The organism is Streptomyces sp. NBC_01750 (assembly GCF_035918095.1).
In the GTDB taxonomy this organism is placed as follows: domain Bacteria; phylum Actinomycetota; class Actinomycetes; order Streptomycetales; family Streptomycetaceae; genus Streptomyces.
The window spans coordinates 1,699,651-1,713,375 of the sequence record NZ_CP109137.1; the positions used below are offsets into that span (position 1 = coordinate 1,699,651).

General features: G+C 69.8%; 15 protein-coding genes. 6 read left to right on the plus strand and 9 right to left on the minus strand.

All coding sequences use genetic code 11. The features are described 5' to 3' along the window. Positions 1–28: 28 nt before the first annotated feature. The 5 genes from OG966_RS07570 to argC form a co-directional block, all read right to left on the minus strand. Positions 29–565, minus strand: coding sequence for an arginine repressor (locus OG966_RS07570; RefSeq protein WP_326648667.1), 537 nt, complete (start codon positions 563–565; stop codon positions 29–31). Positions 566–575: 10 nt separating this feature from the next. Then, positions 576–1,784: an acetylornithine transaminase gene (locus tag OG966_RS07575; RefSeq protein ID WP_326648668.1), complete on the minus strand. Its 1,209-nt coding sequence runs from the start codon at positions 1,782–1,784 to the stop codon at positions 576–578. Further along, positions 1,781–2,692 (minus strand): acetylglutamate kinase, encoded by a 912-nt coding sequence (argB, locus tag OG966_RS07580; RefSeq protein ID WP_326648669.1) that lies wholly within the window; start codon positions 2,690–2,692, stop codon positions 1,781–1,783. The genes OG966_RS07575 and argB overlap by 4 nt, the downstream gene beginning before the upstream one ends. Beyond that, positions 2,689–3,840, minus strand: coding sequence for a bifunctional glutamate N-acetyltransferase/amino-acid acetyltransferase ArgJ (gene argJ / locus OG966_RS07585; RefSeq protein ID WP_326648671.1), 1,152 nt, complete (start codon positions 3,838–3,840; stop codon positions 2,689–2,691). The genes argB and argJ overlap by 4 nt, the downstream gene beginning before the upstream one ends. A gap of 136 nt (positions 3,841–3,976) precedes the next feature. Then, on the minus strand, positions 3,977–5,005 hold the full coding sequence (argC, locus tag OG966_RS07590; RefSeq protein ID WP_326648672.1) for an N-acetyl-gamma-glutamyl-phosphate reductase: 1,029 nt from the start codon (positions 5,003–5,005) through the stop codon (positions 3,977–3,979). 324 nt (positions 5,006–5,329) lie between these two features. Here argC and OG966_RS07595 point away from each other — a divergent pair, with 324 nt between their 5' ends. Next, complete coding sequence (locus OG966_RS07595) at positions 5,330–6,805, plus strand: APC family permease (RefSeq protein ID WP_326648673.1); 1,476 nt, start codon at positions 5,330–5,332, stop codon at positions 6,803–6,805. Between the two features lie 209 nt (positions 6,806–7,014). Here the strand turns inward: OG966_RS07595 and OG966_RS07600 are convergent, their stop codons facing one another. Further along, on the minus strand, positions 7,015–7,587 hold the full coding sequence (locus OG966_RS07600) for a GNAT family N-acetyltransferase (RefSeq protein WP_326648674.1): 573 nt from the start codon (positions 7,585–7,587) through the stop codon (positions 7,015–7,017). A gap of 280 nt (positions 7,588–7,867) precedes the next feature. Here OG966_RS07600 and OG966_RS07605 point away from each other — a divergent pair, with 280 nt between their 5' ends. Continuing rightward, the gene (locus OG966_RS07605; protein WP_326648675.1) at positions 7,868–8,470 is read left to right on the plus strand and encodes a hypothetical protein; all 603 of its coding nucleotides are present in this window, start codon (positions 7,868–7,870) and stop codon (positions 8,468–8,470) included. Between the two features lie 237 nt (positions 8,471–8,707). On the opposite strand, the gene OG966_RS07610 is transcribed toward OG966_RS07605, so the two are convergent. After that, complete coding sequence (locus tag OG966_RS07610) at positions 8,708–9,469, minus strand: LysR family substrate-binding domain-containing protein (RefSeq protein WP_326648677.1); 762 nt, start codon at positions 9,467–9,469, stop codon at positions 8,708–8,710. 58 nt (positions 9,470–9,527) lie between these two features. Here OG966_RS07610 and OG966_RS07615 point away from each other — a divergent pair, with 58 nt between their 5' ends. The 3 genes from OG966_RS07615 to OG966_RS07625 all read left to right on the plus strand — a co-directional run bounded on the left by OG966_RS07615 (position 9,528) and on the right by OG966_RS07625 (position 11,905). Further along, on the plus strand, positions 9,528–9,932 hold the full coding sequence (locus OG966_RS07615; RefSeq protein WP_326648678.1) for a DUF5997 family protein: 405 nt from the start codon (positions 9,528–9,530) through the stop codon (positions 9,930–9,932). A 384-nt stretch (positions 9,933–10,316) separates the two neighbouring features. Continuing rightward, positions 10,317–10,673, plus strand: a complete 357-nt coding sequence (locus tag OG966_RS07620; protein WP_326648679.1) for a YciI family protein — start codon at positions 10,317–10,319, stop codon at positions 10,671–10,673. 8 nt (positions 10,674–10,681) lie between these two features. Further along, entirely contained in the window at positions 10,682–11,905 is a 1,224-nt protein-coding gene (locus OG966_RS07625) for an RNA polymerase sigma factor (RefSeq protein WP_326648680.1), read from the plus strand. A 59-nt stretch (positions 11,906–11,964) separates the two neighbouring features. On the opposite strand, the gene OG966_RS07630 is transcribed toward OG966_RS07625, so the two are convergent. Beyond that, on the minus strand, positions 11,965–12,540 hold the full coding sequence (locus OG966_RS07630; RefSeq protein ID WP_326648681.1) for a histidine phosphatase family protein: 576 nt from the start codon (positions 12,538–12,540) through the stop codon (positions 11,965–11,967). Between the two features lie 39 nt (positions 12,541–12,579). Beyond that, positions 12,580–13,011 carry a GNAT family N-acetyltransferase gene (locus OG966_RS07635; RefSeq protein ID WP_326648682.1) on the minus strand — a complete coding sequence of 144 codons (432 nt, stop codon included), beginning with the start codon at positions 13,009–13,011 and terminating at the stop codon, positions 12,580–12,582. A 91-nt stretch (positions 13,012–13,102) separates the two neighbouring features. Between OG966_RS07635 and OG966_RS07640 the strand changes: the two genes are divergently transcribed. Then, the gene (locus tag OG966_RS07640) at positions 13,103–13,720 is read left to right on the plus strand and encodes a DUF6461 domain-containing protein (protein WP_326648683.1); all 618 of its coding nucleotides are present in this window, start codon (positions 13,103–13,105) and stop codon (positions 13,718–13,720) included. Positions 13,721–13,725: the final 5 nt, after the last annotated feature.

Consider the following 13,725-nt stretch of genomic DNA (forward strand, 5'->3'; position numbering starts at 1 on the left):
TCGGCGGTCGGCCGGACCGCCGGCGGCCTCAGCGGTCGTTCTGGGCCAGGCGCAGCAGATGGTCCGCGAGCGCCTGACCGCCCGCCGGGTCGCGGCTGATCAGCATCAGTGTGTCGTCGCCCGCGATCGTGCCCAGGATGTCGTGCAGTTCGGCCTGGTCGATGGCCGAGGCGAGGAACTGGGCAGCGCCCGGAGGCGTACGCAGCACCACGAGGTTGGCGGAGGCCTCGGCGGAAATGAGCAGTTCGGCCGAGAGGCGCCGCATGCGCTCCTCCTTGGCCGACTCGCCGAGCGGCGCCTGCGGGGTGCGGAAGCCGCCCTCGCTGGGCACCGCGTAGATCAGCTCACCGCCGGTGTTGCGGAGCTTCACCGCGCCGAGCTCGTCGAGGTCGCGGGAGAGTGTCGCCTGGGTGACGCTCAGTCCGTTGTCCGCGAGGAGCTTCGCCAGCTGGCTCTGCGAGCGCACCGGCTGCCGGTTGAGGATGTCCACGATCCGGCGGTGGCGGGCCGTGCGGGTCTGCGGTACGGCGGGCCCGCCGTGCTCGGTGTCCTGCGCCTCGGTCATCGTCGTCGTCTCATTCCCCGGATCGTCCTTCCCCGTACACACCGTCGAGGATGCCCGGAAGCGCCTGGATGAACGCGTCCACTTCCGCGTCACCGATGATCAGCGGCGGCATGAGCCGTACGACATCGGGGGCGGGAGCGTTCACCAGGAATCCGGCATCCTGAGCCGCCTGCTGCACCTTCGGTGCGAGGGACTCGGTGAGCACGATACCCAGCAGCAGGCCCGCACCACGGACATGGGAGACCAGCGGGTGCCTGTGCTTGCCGCCGGCGCCCTCGATTCCGTCGCGCAGTTTCTCGCCGAGGCGCTTCACCGCGTCGAGGACTCCGTCGGCCGCGAGGGTGTCGAGCACGGCGAGTCCGGCCGCGCAGGCGACCGGGTTGCCGCCGAACGTCGTGCCGTGCTGGCCGGGCCGGAGCAGATCCGCGGCCGGGCCGAAGGCGACGGTCGCACCGATCGGGAGCCCGCCGCCGAGACCCTTGGCCAGCGTGACGACATCGGGCTCCACGCCCTGGTGCGCCTGGTACTCGAACCAGTGGCCGGTCCGCCCGATACCCGTCTGCACCTCGTCGAGGACGAGCAGCGTGCCGGTGGCCCGGGTGATTTCCCGGGCGGCCTCCAGATAGCCCTTGGGCGGGACGACCACGCCGTTCTCGCCCTGGATCGGCTCGATGACGACCAGCGCGGTCTCTTCGGTGACCGCGGCCCGCAGCGCCTCGGCATCGCCGTACGGAACGTGTGTGACGTCTCCCGGCAGTGGCAGGAACGGCTCCCGCTTGCCCGGCTGGCCGGTCAGGGCGAGGGAGCCCATCGTGCGGCCGTGGAAGCCGCCGTCGGTGGCGACCATGTGCGTACGCCCCGTCAGCCGGCCGATCTTGAAGGCGGCTTCGTTGGCCTCCGCGCCCGAGTTGCAGAAGAAGACGCGGCCGGGGCGGCCGAAGAGCTGGATCAGCCGCTCGGCGAGTGCGACGGGAGGCTCGGCGACATAGAGGTTGGAGACATGGCCGAGGGAGGCGATCTGCCGGGAGACGGCCTCGACGACGGCGGGGTGGGCGTGGCCGAGCGCGTTCACGGCGATGCCGCCCACGAAGTCGGTGTACTCGGTGCCGTCCGCGTCCCAGACCTTCGCTCCCCGGCCGCGGACGAGGGACAGCTTCGGCGTGCCGTAGTTGTCCGTCATCACGCCCTGCCAGCGTTGCGTGAGCTCCTCGTTGCTCATGACTCCCCCTCCAGCGGTGCCTGTCCGTCGGGCACGACCATCGTGCCGATGCCCTCGTCGGTGAAGATCTCCAGCAGGATCGAGTGCTGGACCCGGCCGTCGATCACGCGCGCGGTGTTGACCCCGTTGCGCACGGCGTGCAGACAGCCCTCCATCTTGGGGACCATGCCGCTGGAGAGGTCGGGCAGCAGCTTCTCCAGCTGGGTGGCGGTGAGCCGGCTGATCACTTCGTCGCTGTTCGGCCAGTCCTCGTAGAGGCCCTCGACATCGGTGAGGACCATCAGCGTCTCGGCCCCGAGCGCGGCGGCGAGCGCGGCCGCGGCGGTGTCGGCGTTGACGTTGTAGACATGGTTGTCGTCGGCGGAGCGCGCGATGGAGGAGATGACCGGGATACGGCCATCCTCCAGGAGCGCCTCGATGGCACCCGTGTCGATCTTGGTGATCTCACCGACCCGGCCGATGTCCACCAACTCGCCGTCGATCTGCGGCTGGTGCTTGGTGGCGGTGATGGTGTGGGCGTCCTCGCCGGTCATGCCGACGGCGAGCGGTCCGTGCTGGTTGAGCAGCCCGACGAGCTCACGCTGGACCTGTCCGGCCAGCACCATCCGTACGACGTCCATGGCCTCGGGGGTGGTGACCCTGAGGCCCGCCTTGAACTCGCTGACCAGGCCGTGCCTGTCGAGCTGGGCGCTGATCTGCGGGCCGCCGCCGTGGACCACGACCGGCTTGAGGCCCGCTTGCCGCAGGAAGACGACATCCTGCGCGAAGGCCGCCTTCAGGTCCTCGTCGATCATGGCGTTGCCGCCGAACTTGATGACGACGGTCTTTCCGTTGTGCCGGGTCAGCCAGGGCAGCGCCTCGATGAGGATCTGGGCCTTCGGCAGCGCGGTGTGCTTACGGGTACTCATGAGGAGTACGCGCTGTTCTCGTGGACGTAGTCGGCGGTGAGGTCGTTCGCCCAGATCACGGCGGACTCGGACCCGGCCGAGAGGTCAGCGGTGATCTTCACCTCGCGGTAGCGCATGTCGACCAGGTCCCGGTCCTCGCCGACGCTGCCGTTCTTGCAGACCCAGACGTCGTTGATGGCGACGTTCAGCCGGTCGGGCTCGAAGGCGGCCTGCGTGGTGCCGATGGCGGAGAGCACCCGGCCCCAGTTGGGGTCCTCGCCGTGGATGGCGCACTTGAGGAGGTTGTTACGGGCGATGGAGCGGCCCACCTCGACGGCGTCGTCCTCGGTCGCGGCGTTGATCACCTCGATACGGATGTCCTTGCTGGCTCCCTCGGCGTCACCGATCAGCTGACGGGCGAGATCGTCGCAGACGGTCCGAACGGCATCGGCGAACTCGTCGTACCGGGGCGTGAACCCACTGGCTCCGGAGGCGAGCAGCAGCACCGTGTCGTTGGTGGACATACAGCCGTCGGAGTCGATCCGGTCGAACGTCTGCCGGGTGGCTTCGCGCAGCGCCTTGTCGAGCGTTCCGGCCTCGAGGTCGGCGTCGGTGGTGAGGACGACGAGCATGGTGGCGAGGCCCGGCGCGAGCATGCCGGCGCCCTTGGCCATTCCGCCGACGGTCCAGCCGTCCTTGGTGACCACAGCCGTCTTGTGGACGGTGTCGGTGGTCTTGATGGCGATGGCCGCCTTCTCGCCGCCGTGCGGGGAGAGCTCGGTGGCAGCCTTCTCGACGCCGGCGAGGATCTCGTCCATCGGCAACAGCAGACCGATCAGACCCGTGGAGGCGACGGCGACCTCGCCGGCGCTCTGCCCCAGCACCTCGGCGGCCTTCTCGGCGGTCGCGTGGGTGTCCTGGAAGCCCTGCGGGCCCGTACAGGCGTTGGCGCCACCGGAGTTGAGAACGACGGCGGTGACTTCACCGCCGCGGAGGACCTGCTCGGACCAGAGGACGGGCGCGGCCTTGACGCGGTTGGAGGTGAAGACGCCCGCGGCGGCGCGGCGCGGACCGTTGTTGACCACGAGGGCCAGGTCCGGGTTGCCGTTCTCCTTGATCCCGGCGGCGATGCCCGCCGCCGTGAATCCCTTGGCTGCCGTGACGCTCACTGCATCTCCTTGTTCGCTTCTCCGCCCGTGGTCCCGCCCGCCGGAGGCGGGGCGGGCAGCGGTGCGGCTTTCGTCGTTGTCAGCAGCCCGGCGGCTGCGCGTGCTCCCCCAGCGACCGCTGGGCGGTGCCCCCAGCTCATGGAGCGACTCCGATCGTGGAAAGTCCGGTGTCCTCGGGGAGCCCGAGGGCGAGGTTCATGCTCTGTACCGCGCCGCCCGCGGTGCCCTTGGTGAGGTTGTCGATGGCGCTGATCGCGATGATGCGCCCGGCGGCCTCGTCGTACGCGACCTGGATCTGGACGGCGTTCGACCCGTAGACGGAAGCGGTGGCGGGCCACTGGCCCTCGGGAAGCAGGTGAACGAACGGCTCGTCCTGAAGCGCCTTCTCGTACGCGGTCCGTACACCCTGAGCCGTCGTGCCCGCTTTCGCCTTCGCGCTGCACGTGGCGAGGATGCCGCGGGCCATGGGCGCGAGCGTGGGCGTGAAGGAGACGGTGACCCGCTCGCCGGCCGCGGCGCTCAGGTTCTGGATCATCTCGGGGGTGTGGCGGTGGCTGCCGCCTACGCCGTACGGGCTCATCGAGCCCATCACCTCGGAGCCGAGCAGATGCGGCTTGGGTGCCTTGCCCGCGCCGGAGGCGCCGGAGGCCGCGGTGATGACCGCCTCGGGCTCGGCGAGCGAGGCCGCGTACGCCGGGAAAAGGGCGAGCGAGACGGCGGTGGGATAGCAGCCGGGGACGGCGATGCGCTTGGCCCCTTGCAGCGCGGCGCGGGCTCCGGGCAGCTCGGGGAGACCGTAGGGCCAGGTCCCGGCGTGCGGCGAGCCGTAGAACGTCTCCCAGTCGGCCGCGTCCTCCAACCGGAAGTCGGCGCCCATGTCGACGACGAGGACCTCGTCGCCGAGCTGCTCGGCAACGGCGGCGGACTGACCGTGCGGGAGGGCGAGAAAGACGACCTCGTGCCCGGTGAGCACCTCGGCGACGGTCGGTTCGAGCACCCGCCCGGCGAGCGGGAGCAGATGCGGCTGCAGGCCGCCGAGCTTCTGGCCCGCGTTGGAGTTACCGGTGAGGGCGCCGATCTCGATTTCGGGGTGGGCGAGGAGCAGCCGGAGAAGCTCTCCGCCCGCGTATCCACTCGCTCCTGCCACTGCCGCACGTACCGCCATCGAGCCCTCCTCGTCGATGGCATGACTATACGCATCTCTGCAGATTTATGCAATCAGCGCTGCCGCGCCGTGGATCTTCGCGTGGCCGAGCGCTCCCAGTGATCACTGCCCCGTGCGCCACCGGCCGGGTCGGGAGGACCGCCTCGAGATCAGGAACTGCGGCAGCGCCGCCGAACCCCGAGGGCTTCACCGCAGACCGATCTCATGGGTGCGCAATCCCGCAACCGTGCCATATGCGAAGGAAACGTGGCATGCCCCATGAGAATCGGACACCTGTCATGAGATACCTGGGTGGGTGGCCGCCGGGGCCCGGTGAAAGGTGAGGTGGCCGAGGTGGCTGAGGCTTCGAAGGTCGCGCAGGCCGACGAGAGTTCCGTCGAGCTCGGGGGCTACCAGCAGGAGCTGAAACGGACGCTCGGCTCCTTTCAGGTGTTCGCGATCTCGTTCGCGTTCATCTCGGTGGCGGTTGGCATCTTCGCGACGTACGACGACGTGCTGCAGAACGCGGGGCCGGTCGGGCTTTGGCTGTGGCCCATCGCGGCGGTGGGGCAGGTCCTGGTGGCCTTGGTGGTCGCGCAGCTCGCGGCCCGCATCGCGCTCAGCGGCTCGTCCTACCAATGGGCCTCGCGGCTGGCCAACCCGAAGGTCGGCTGGGGGTTCGGTTGGCTGACCTTCTGCTACCTGGCGATCGCGGTCGTGGCGATCGACAATGCACTCGCGAGTCAGGCCATCATGCCGCTCGCCGGCATGCAGCCGGACGAGGGTACGGCGCGCCTGATCACGCTCGTGGTGCTGCTCATCCAGACCTTGCTCGCAGTGGCCTCGACACGCATCGTCAGCATGATCAACGCGAGCGCGGTGGGGCTCGAGCTGGCGCTCGTCGTGGTGGTGGCCATCGCCCTCGTCATCGCTGTGGCGGTCACGGGCCACGGCGCAGCCGACAACCTCACCTCGCGCGGTGTCACCGAGAACGCCCAGGACTATTTCACCGTGGGCGGCGGGTTGATGCTCGCGATGATCATGGGCCTGGCTACGCTCGTCGGCTTCGATGCCGCGGCCAACCTGGCCGAGGAGGCCAAGGATCCCTATCGCAGCGTCCCGCGCGCGATCGTGGGATCGGTCGTGGCCGCCGGTCTGCTGGGGATGCTGTTCCTGATCTCGCTCACCGTCGCGATCGAAGACATTCCGCGGATCACCGCCAGCGGCTCGCCGGTCGCGGCGATCATGCACGATCAGTTCGGTCCGGTGATGGAGAGAGTGCTACTGGTTGCGATCGCGTTCGCGTTCTTCGGCGCCGGGATGGTGGTGATGACCGCGTGCTCGCGGATCGTTTTCGCGATGTCGCGCGACTCACGCTTCCCTGCCCACCGGCTGATGCGACGGGTCAACCCACGCACGCATACGCCGGTCCCGGCGACGATCCTGATCTTCGTCGTGGGAGTCGTCCTGATGGTCGCGTTGCCGGGTGCCGCACTGCTGAAGCTGATCACGGCGTCGACGATCCTCCCGGCGATCATCTACGGCGCGACGATTGTCCTCTACCTGGCGGTGCGCCGACGGCTGGACCGCAAAAAGGGCGCGTTCGACCTCGGGCGCTTCGAGTTGCCGGTCGCGATCTGCGCGCTGGTGTGGTCGGTCGTCTCACTGTTTGTGCTGGTGGCGCCGGCGGAGGCGCTCGTCCCGGTCCTGATCGTGGTCGGTTTGCTTCTTGCGGGCGGGCTTTTCTTCCTCGGCCTGCTGATCTTCGACCGTGGGGCGCTGGAGACCGAGCCCGGAGACGTGAGCGTCTTCAGGCACTGAGCTTTCCAGCGTTGCCGCTCCAGGGGTGAGGACGGCATTGGCTGCTGAGAGGTGCGGCGGTTGGGGCTGCGCGGACATGGCGGAAGATCGGCCATGCCTCAGCCGGGCCAACTATCGTTCCTGGGCTGCACCGGGCGCCCCTCGGGGCGACGGCCCCGGTCGGACCGACGCCTCCCCCAACGGTTCATCGGTGACATCGCCGTTCGCCGCTACTTACCGGTGCGAACCTTCCTGAGTGCCGCGCCCGGCCATTCGCTCCGGAGCAGCCCGAACAGCACTCTGTCGTACCGCTCTCCTGCCACCAGGACCGCGTCCCGGCGTCGGCCCTCCTCGCGGAAGCCGGCATGGGCAAAGGCACGCAGGGCGCGTTCATTGCCGCTCCAGGTGTCGAGCTCGATCCGGTGCAGCCCGAGAGTTCCGAACAAGTGGTTCACCAACAGCCGCAGTGCGTCCGAGCCGTGGCCCTTGCCCCAACGGTCACGCTCTCCGATGGTCAACCCGACCGTGGCCACCCGGGCGAACGGGTCCAGGTCGCGGTAGTCGGCCATGCCGATCGGTGTCCCGTCGGTCAGGTCCTCGATCGTGAAGACGGCCGACTCCCGCGGGTTCAGCCCCAGCATCACGTCAAATCCGAGCCCCACGGCCTCGGCCGTGACCGGCCCGAAAGCCGGATCTCCCGCGGCGGCCCAGTGGGCCACCTCCATGTCGTTACGCCATCGCACATGATGTTCCAGGTCCTGCGCGCGCAGTGCGCGCAGCCTCACCAGTTCGCCATTGATCATGAACAGATAGTAGGCGCGGCCGTAAGCCGTCGACCGGCTGCGAGGCGGTGCAGCTGTAGTGGGCCACGGGGACCGTGCTTGGGCAGCTAGCGTGCCGGGGTGCATATCCTCGATGACCCCAGCCTGTCGCCCCGCGTCCTGGCTCTCCTGACCCGGGCGCGACGTGATCCCGCGATGACCGCCGGCCGAATAGATGACCGCCGGCCGAATACGGGAACTCGCGCGCGCGGAAACCGCAGTAGGCGGTGCGACGGCAGTGCCCGAGGAGGCCATTGAGACAATGATCCGCTTCGAGGAGCGCTACGGCGGCCTCTGGTATCCGCTGCTCGGCTCCAACGGCATAGAACATGGACTGCACGGAGAAGCCACGGTCCACCCCAGCACAGATGGCTGGGCCTACCGCGCCATCGTGGACGGCGACCAGACGTGGGCCGTCGACGTCCTCCTCGACGAGCGCACCGTGATGACTCTTGCGGGACGGCCCAGGATCATCAACAGCAGCATCGCACAACGCCTGGAAGCCCACGCCCGGTTGGTGCTGGTCCGGAGATGGCCCCACGCGACCCTGCGCCTGACCACCGAACCGGGGCAGGAACCGGCCGTCGCGGAAGAGGGCCTGCCCGCCCTCGACTTCGAGGCAACCGGGCCGGCTGACAAATGGTGGCGCAACGATGAGACCGCCATTCACCTCGAACTCCACACGTGGTGGCGTGGTAAGGACACCTGGGCCGCACGCTGCTTCTCCAAGCGGGCCGAGAACCTGGCGGCCGCGGTCGAGTCGGTACGGCACTCGGTGACGGGCAGCGAGTGGAGGGATGAGGACTGGTGCGCATTGTGCGCCCAATTCAGAGAGTCGGCAGAGCCCTGCTTTCCTGGGTCGTGACCACGGGTCATCGCCGGCGGCCCAGCAGGAACCGCTGCTGTGAACGGCCCAGCGGCAGGCCCGCACCCGGGGATCGGGCGCCGGTGTGACGGGTACCGCTACCTCGCTGCCGAGGCCGCTGCGCGCCGGCGCCGACTCCAGGAGTACGAGGACTGGCGCGGCGAACCGGCCCGCAACAAGAGCCGGCCGCGACGAACGTGGAACGTTGCCCGGAACCACTGACGCGCGACCCCGGGGCTATGGCCGGCGGCGAGGCTTGCCGCGCTTGCCTGCTTTGGGGCCGCCGGAACCGCTCCGTGGGTTCTTGCCGGCCGCCTTGCCGGTTGCCGGCTTCCGCTGTGCGCCGCCTGCATCGGGGCGCTTGCGCTTCGGCTGTGGCGGGGTTGGGGGGCGACCCCGCGAGCTGTTGACGGTCCGCCCGCGGACAATCCCGATGAACTGCTCCACCAGTTCGGTGGTTTCGTCCTCCGGCCACGACAGTGCGATGCGCGACTCGGGGGCGTCCGAGACCGGCCGATACGTGAGGTCCTTGCGGTGGTGCAGGCGGGCGAGTGACTGCGGGACGACAAGCAGTCCCACTCCCGCTGCCACCAGCTCGACGGCATCCGCCGTCGTGGCCGGGCGCTCGTTCGCGGGCCGTCCCGGCAGGGGCTCCCAGTCGAGGGTGTCGTCGAGGGGATGCAGCACGATGTCGTCGGCCAGATCCTCGGCGGACACCTCGTCGGCCGCGGCCACGAGGTGATCCTTCGGGACCACGACGACCGTCGTCTCGGTGTAGAGGGGGATCGCGCTGAGATCCGTCCGATCGATCGGCAACCGCAGGAAACCCGCATCGGCGCCACCGCCCCGCAGCACGTCGGATGCTTCGGCGGCGGATACCGGGATGAGGGTCAGCGGTACGTCGGGCAGGCGCTCGTTCCAGATCCGCACCCACTTGGAGGGCGTCACTCCCGGGACATACGCGAGCCGGAACGAAGGGGATACTTCCGAGCCTGTCACTGCGCCAGGCTACCGGTCGTGGTCGGAGGTAGCGCACATGCTCGATACTCTTGACACCATGACGTCGCACCAGACCACCCAGACGATGAAGCCCGCAACGGCGGCGAAGAAGCTGGGTGTGTACCTCGAGGCCACCCCCGCCGAGTTCCAGGAAGGTGTCGTCTCGCGTGCCGAGCTGAGTGTCCTGCAGGCCGATCCGCCCCAGTGGCTGCTGGAGCTGCGACGCAACGGCCCGCATCCCCGGCCCGTGGTCGCGGCGAAGCTGGGCATCTCCATCTCGGGTCTCGCGCGCGGCGGAGTCACAGACGCCCTCACCACCGAGCAGATCGACGCGTTGAAGGCCGAAAGTCCCGAGTGGCTGCAGAAGGAACGCGCCACCCAGGCCGAGGTCCGGAAAGAAGCGGTACGCATCAAGGAGAAAAACGCGGAGCGAGGCGACGAACCCCGCCGACCGCGTTCCTGATCGCTTCCCCCAGCGATGCCGACTCGTCGGCTGAGGCAGCCCGGACCGCCTCGCTCACGCCGTCGACGTCACGTTCAAGGACCCGCACGCCGAGCAGCGCGGCCGGGCGTCGGTTCACTCACGTCGCCGGACCGCCGACAGTGCCGTCACTCACTCCCTACCGGTGAAATGGTGGTCGACGCTGCTGTGGGCGTCTGCGTGGCCGCCGGGGCCGCCGTTCTCCGGCGCCTCACCGGACTGCTCCTGCTCCTGGGTGCCTGCGGACGTCCCCTGGTGGGGGCGTTCTTCCCACCCCGAGACCGAGGTGTCGATCCGGCCGGAAGCCGTTCGTATAGAGGGTGAGAGCCGGCACGGCGCCGGCCACGAACTCCAAGGGGAGACGCCATGAAGCACTACCTGCTCAGCGTGATCCAGCCGTCGTCCGCAGAGAAGCCCGCGCCCGAGGTGCTGGCAGAGATCAGGCGCGACCTCGACGTCTTCCATCAGGAGCTGAAGGCCGCCGGCGCCTGGGTCTTCGCCGGAGGGCTGCACGGCCCGAGCACAGCCACAGTGGTCCGGGTCAAGGACGGGGACGCCCTCATGACCGACGGCCCGTTCGCCGAAGGCAAGGAGCACCTCGGCGGGCTGTGCATCGTCAAGGCGCCCGATCTGGACTCCGCGCTCGAATGGGGCCGCAAGGCCGCCCGAGCGACCACGCTGCCGATCGAGGTACGGCCGTTCCTGGGCGACGTCGCGGAGTGAGGTCCGGTATGCCCGGCAGCACCGTCGCGGAGGTCGAGCGCGTGTTCCGTGCGGAGTACGGGCGCGCGGTAGCCGTCCTGGTCCGCCGCTTCGGCGACATCGAGATCGCCGAGGAGGCGGTCCAGGACGCGTTCGTCGCGGCGGTGGAGCGCTGGCCGGCCACCGGAGTGCCGCCGAGCCCGGCCGGCTGGATCATCACCACGGCCCGCAACCGGGTGATCGACCGCCTCCGCCGGGAAGCGTCCCGCGAGGACCGGTACGCCCAGGCCGCTCTGCTGCACGCCGCCGGCGAACCGGCCGAGGAGGATCCTGTGCACGACGACCGGCTGCGCCTGATCTTCACCTGCTGCCACCCCGCACTCGCCCCTGCCTCCCAGGTCGCTCTGACGCTGCGGCTGCTGGGCGGGCTCACCACCGCGGAGATCGCGGGCGCGTTCCTGGTGACCGAGCCGGCGATGGCGCAGCGGCTCGTCCGGGCCAAGGGCAAGATCCGCGACGCGCGGATCCCCTACCGGGTCCCGAAGGACGCCGATCTCCCGGACCGGCTCAAGCCGGTGCTGGCCGTCGTCTACCTCATTTTCAACGAGGGTTACACAGCCAGCTCGGGCGAGCGGCTGATGCGGGAGGACCTCTGCGCGGAGGCTGTCCGGCTCGGGCGCCTCCTGGCCGACCTCATGCCCGACGAGCCCGAGGTCAAAGGCCTGCTCGCGCTCATGCTGCTCACCGAGTCGCGCCGGGCCGCCCGCACCACGCGGGACGGCGGCCTGGTGCTGCTGGCCGACCAGGACCGCGGTCTGTGGGACCACGATCTCGTCGCCGAGGGCCAGGCCCTTGTCCGGCAGTGTCTGAGGCGCGGTCGGCCCGGCCCGTACCAGATCCAGGCGGCGATCAACGCCGTACACAGCGACGCACCGGCGGCGGCCGCCACGGACTGGTCGCAGATCCTGCGGCTGTACGACCAGCTGCTCGCGCTCGCCCCCAGCCCGGTCGTGGCCCTCAACCGCGCCGTCGCGGTGGCGGAGGTCGAAGGCCCGGGGGCGGGACTCGCCCTTGTCGACAGCCTCGATCTCGGAGGTTTCCATCTCTTCCACGCCGTCCGGGCCGATCTGCTGCGGCGGCTGGGTCGCGACAGCGAGGCGGCGCTCGCGTACGAGGCGGCGATCGCCCGCACCGAGAACGCGGCCGAGCGTGACTTCCTGCGGCGCGGTCTCCAGTCCCTGAACCGCGCCTGACCGCCCGGCCGCGCTCGACAAATGCCCCGAAACCGGACGACGCCGCGGTGCCTGCGGGGTCATGGGGCCGCCTCCAGGCGCAGGCTCCAGCGGCCCGCCAGGCCGGTCAGGGTGACGGTCGACAGCGGACGGACGTCCACATTCCAGTACGTGGAGGGCGGCGCCTTCAGCGCGTACACCAGCGCCGCCCGTACGACGGCCGGCTCGGCGACAGCGACGATGGCGCCCACGTCCTCGGCAGGCCGGGTGTCCAGCCAGCTGCCTATCCGCGAGATGAACGCGATCAGCGGCTCACCGCCGTGCGGCGCGGAGCGCGGGTCGGCGAGCCAGGCGTTCACGGCCTCCGGCTCCCTGGCGGTCACCTCCGCGAATGTGTAACCGCGCCAGCGGCCCATGTCGCAGTCGCGCAGTGCCGGCTGGACGAGCGGCGCAAAGCCGAAGGCCTCGCCGGTCGCACGGCTGCGGGCGGTCGGCGAGCAGTAGCGCAGCTCGGCGACGTTCAGCGGCACGAGAGCGTGCGCGGCGAGCTGCATCTCGTGCCAGCCGGCCTGGTCGAGCGGCCGGTCGTCGTCGAAGCGCTCGGCGAGCAGGGCGGAGCTGCGGGCGGCAGCGACCAACGTGATCCGGACACTCATGGCGTGATCGTGGTTGCGAAAGCCGCGCAGGTCAAGAGGTCACTGAAGGCCGAGCGCCATCCACTTCCCGAGGCGCTCGAGGGTCTGGAAGCCGATCTTCTCGTAGACGCCGTGGGCATCCTCGGTGGCGAGAAGGATGCGGCGCAGCCCGCAGGGGACGAGGTGATCACGGACGGCGGCGACCAGCGCGGTGCCCAGCCCCTCGCCGCGGACGCCCCGGTCGACGTACACATCGCAGAGCCAGGCGAAGGTGGCGTGGTCGGTGACGATACGGGCGTACGCGACGAGCTCACCCGAAGTCGTGTCGTACGCCCCGAAGTTCAGCGAACCGGCGATGGCCAGGTCCTGCTTCTCACGGCTGCGGCCCAGCGCCCAGTAGGCATCGGTGGAGAGCCAGTGGTGGATGCGGGCGGCGTCCAGGCGGGCGGGGTCAGTGGAGATCGTGTACATGCCGAAGGCCGTGTCGTTCATAGGGGGAGGCTCGCAGGCCCGGGCCGTTGGGTCGAGCCGTTTTTGCGGGCGCGGCAGGGGCGTTGTCAGTGGCGGCTGCGATGCTCGGATCATGACTGGGACGACCGCTGCCGACTATCTGTGGTTCGGCGAAGACTTCGACGACCTGGCCGAGGCGTACTGCGTCACGCTGGTGCGCGGACTCTCGCCGCGGACGCTGCTCGCGCGCCTCGGGGCCGAGGACGAGGTGCGGGTCACTGGGGTCCAGGCTCTGATCGAGCCCGCGTACGACGCCTGCGACACGCACGACGGCGACCGGTTGTTCGTGGGGGTGACCGCCGTCGGCGACTGGGCGCTGATGGTCGAGCCGAACGGCTGGCTGGGGGTCACCGATGAGGCGGTGGCACCGATATCGCGCGGGACGACGGTCGTCCCGCACTTCCGGAACATCAACGCCGTCGACCACTTCAACTGGTTCGAGGACGGCGAACTGCGCCTCCACTTCGAGCCGCTGTTCCCCTACGGTCGCGACGGCAGCGACCCCGACGGCCTCGTCGACACCATGCGGAAGGTGGGCTTCGACCTCAGCGAGGGAGGCGGCCGCGACTACGCGTTGCACACGGAGGCCACGTTCGCGCCGGCCGAGCGGATCACGGGGGTGCTGCTGACGCCGGAGCTTCTTCGGACTTCGGAGTTCGTGTGCGGGACGGTGCCGATACCGGACCACTGACGGTC

Bases quoted from the DNA above. Each gene is read 5' to 3' on its own strand.
- OG966_RS07625 (WP_326648680.1), top strand. From the start codon at position 10,682: ATGCCCGGCAGCACCGTCGCGGAGGTCGAGCGCGTGTTCCGTGCGGAG.
- argB (WP_326648669.1), bottom strand. From the start codon at position 2,692: ATGAGTACCCGTAAGCACACCGCGCTGCCGAAGGCCCAGATCCTCATC.
- OG966_RS07575 (WP_326648668.1), bottom strand. From the start codon at position 1,784: ATGAGCAACGAGGAGCTCACGCAACGCTGGCAGGGCGTGATGACGGAC.
- OG966_RS07615 (WP_326648678.1), top strand. From the start codon at position 9,528: ATGACGTCGCACCAGACCACCCAGACGATGAAGCCCGCAACGGCGGCG.
- OG966_RS07640 (WP_326648683.1), top strand. From the start codon at position 13,103: ATGACTGGGACGACCGCTGCCGACTATCTGTGGTTCGGCGAAGACTTC.
- OG966_RS07630 (WP_326648681.1), bottom strand. From the start codon at position 12,540: ATGAGTGTCCGGATCACGTTGGTCGCTGCCGCCCGCAGCTCCGCCCTG.
- OG966_RS07600 (WP_326648674.1), bottom strand. From the start codon at position 7,587: ATGATCAATGGCGAACTGGTGAGGCTGCGCGCACTGCGCGCGCAGGAC.
- argC (WP_326648672.1), bottom strand. From the start codon at position 5,005: ATGGCGGTACGTGCGGCAGTGGCAGGAGCGAGTGGATACGCGGGCGGA.
- OG966_RS07605 (WP_326648675.1), top strand. From the start codon at position 7,868: ATGATCCGCTTCGAGGAGCGCTACGGCGGCCTCTGGTATCCGCTGCTC.
- OG966_RS07570 (WP_326648667.1), bottom strand. From the start codon at position 565: ATGACCGAGGCGCAGGACACCGAGCACGGCGGGCCCGCCGTACCGCAG.
- OG966_RS07635 (WP_326648682.1), bottom strand. From the start codon at position 13,011: ATGAACGACACGGCCTTCGGCATGTACACGATCTCCACTGACCCCGCC.
- OG966_RS07620 (WP_326648679.1), top strand. From the start codon at position 10,317: ATGAAGCACTACCTGCTCAGCGTGATCCAGCCGTCGTCCGCAGAGAAG.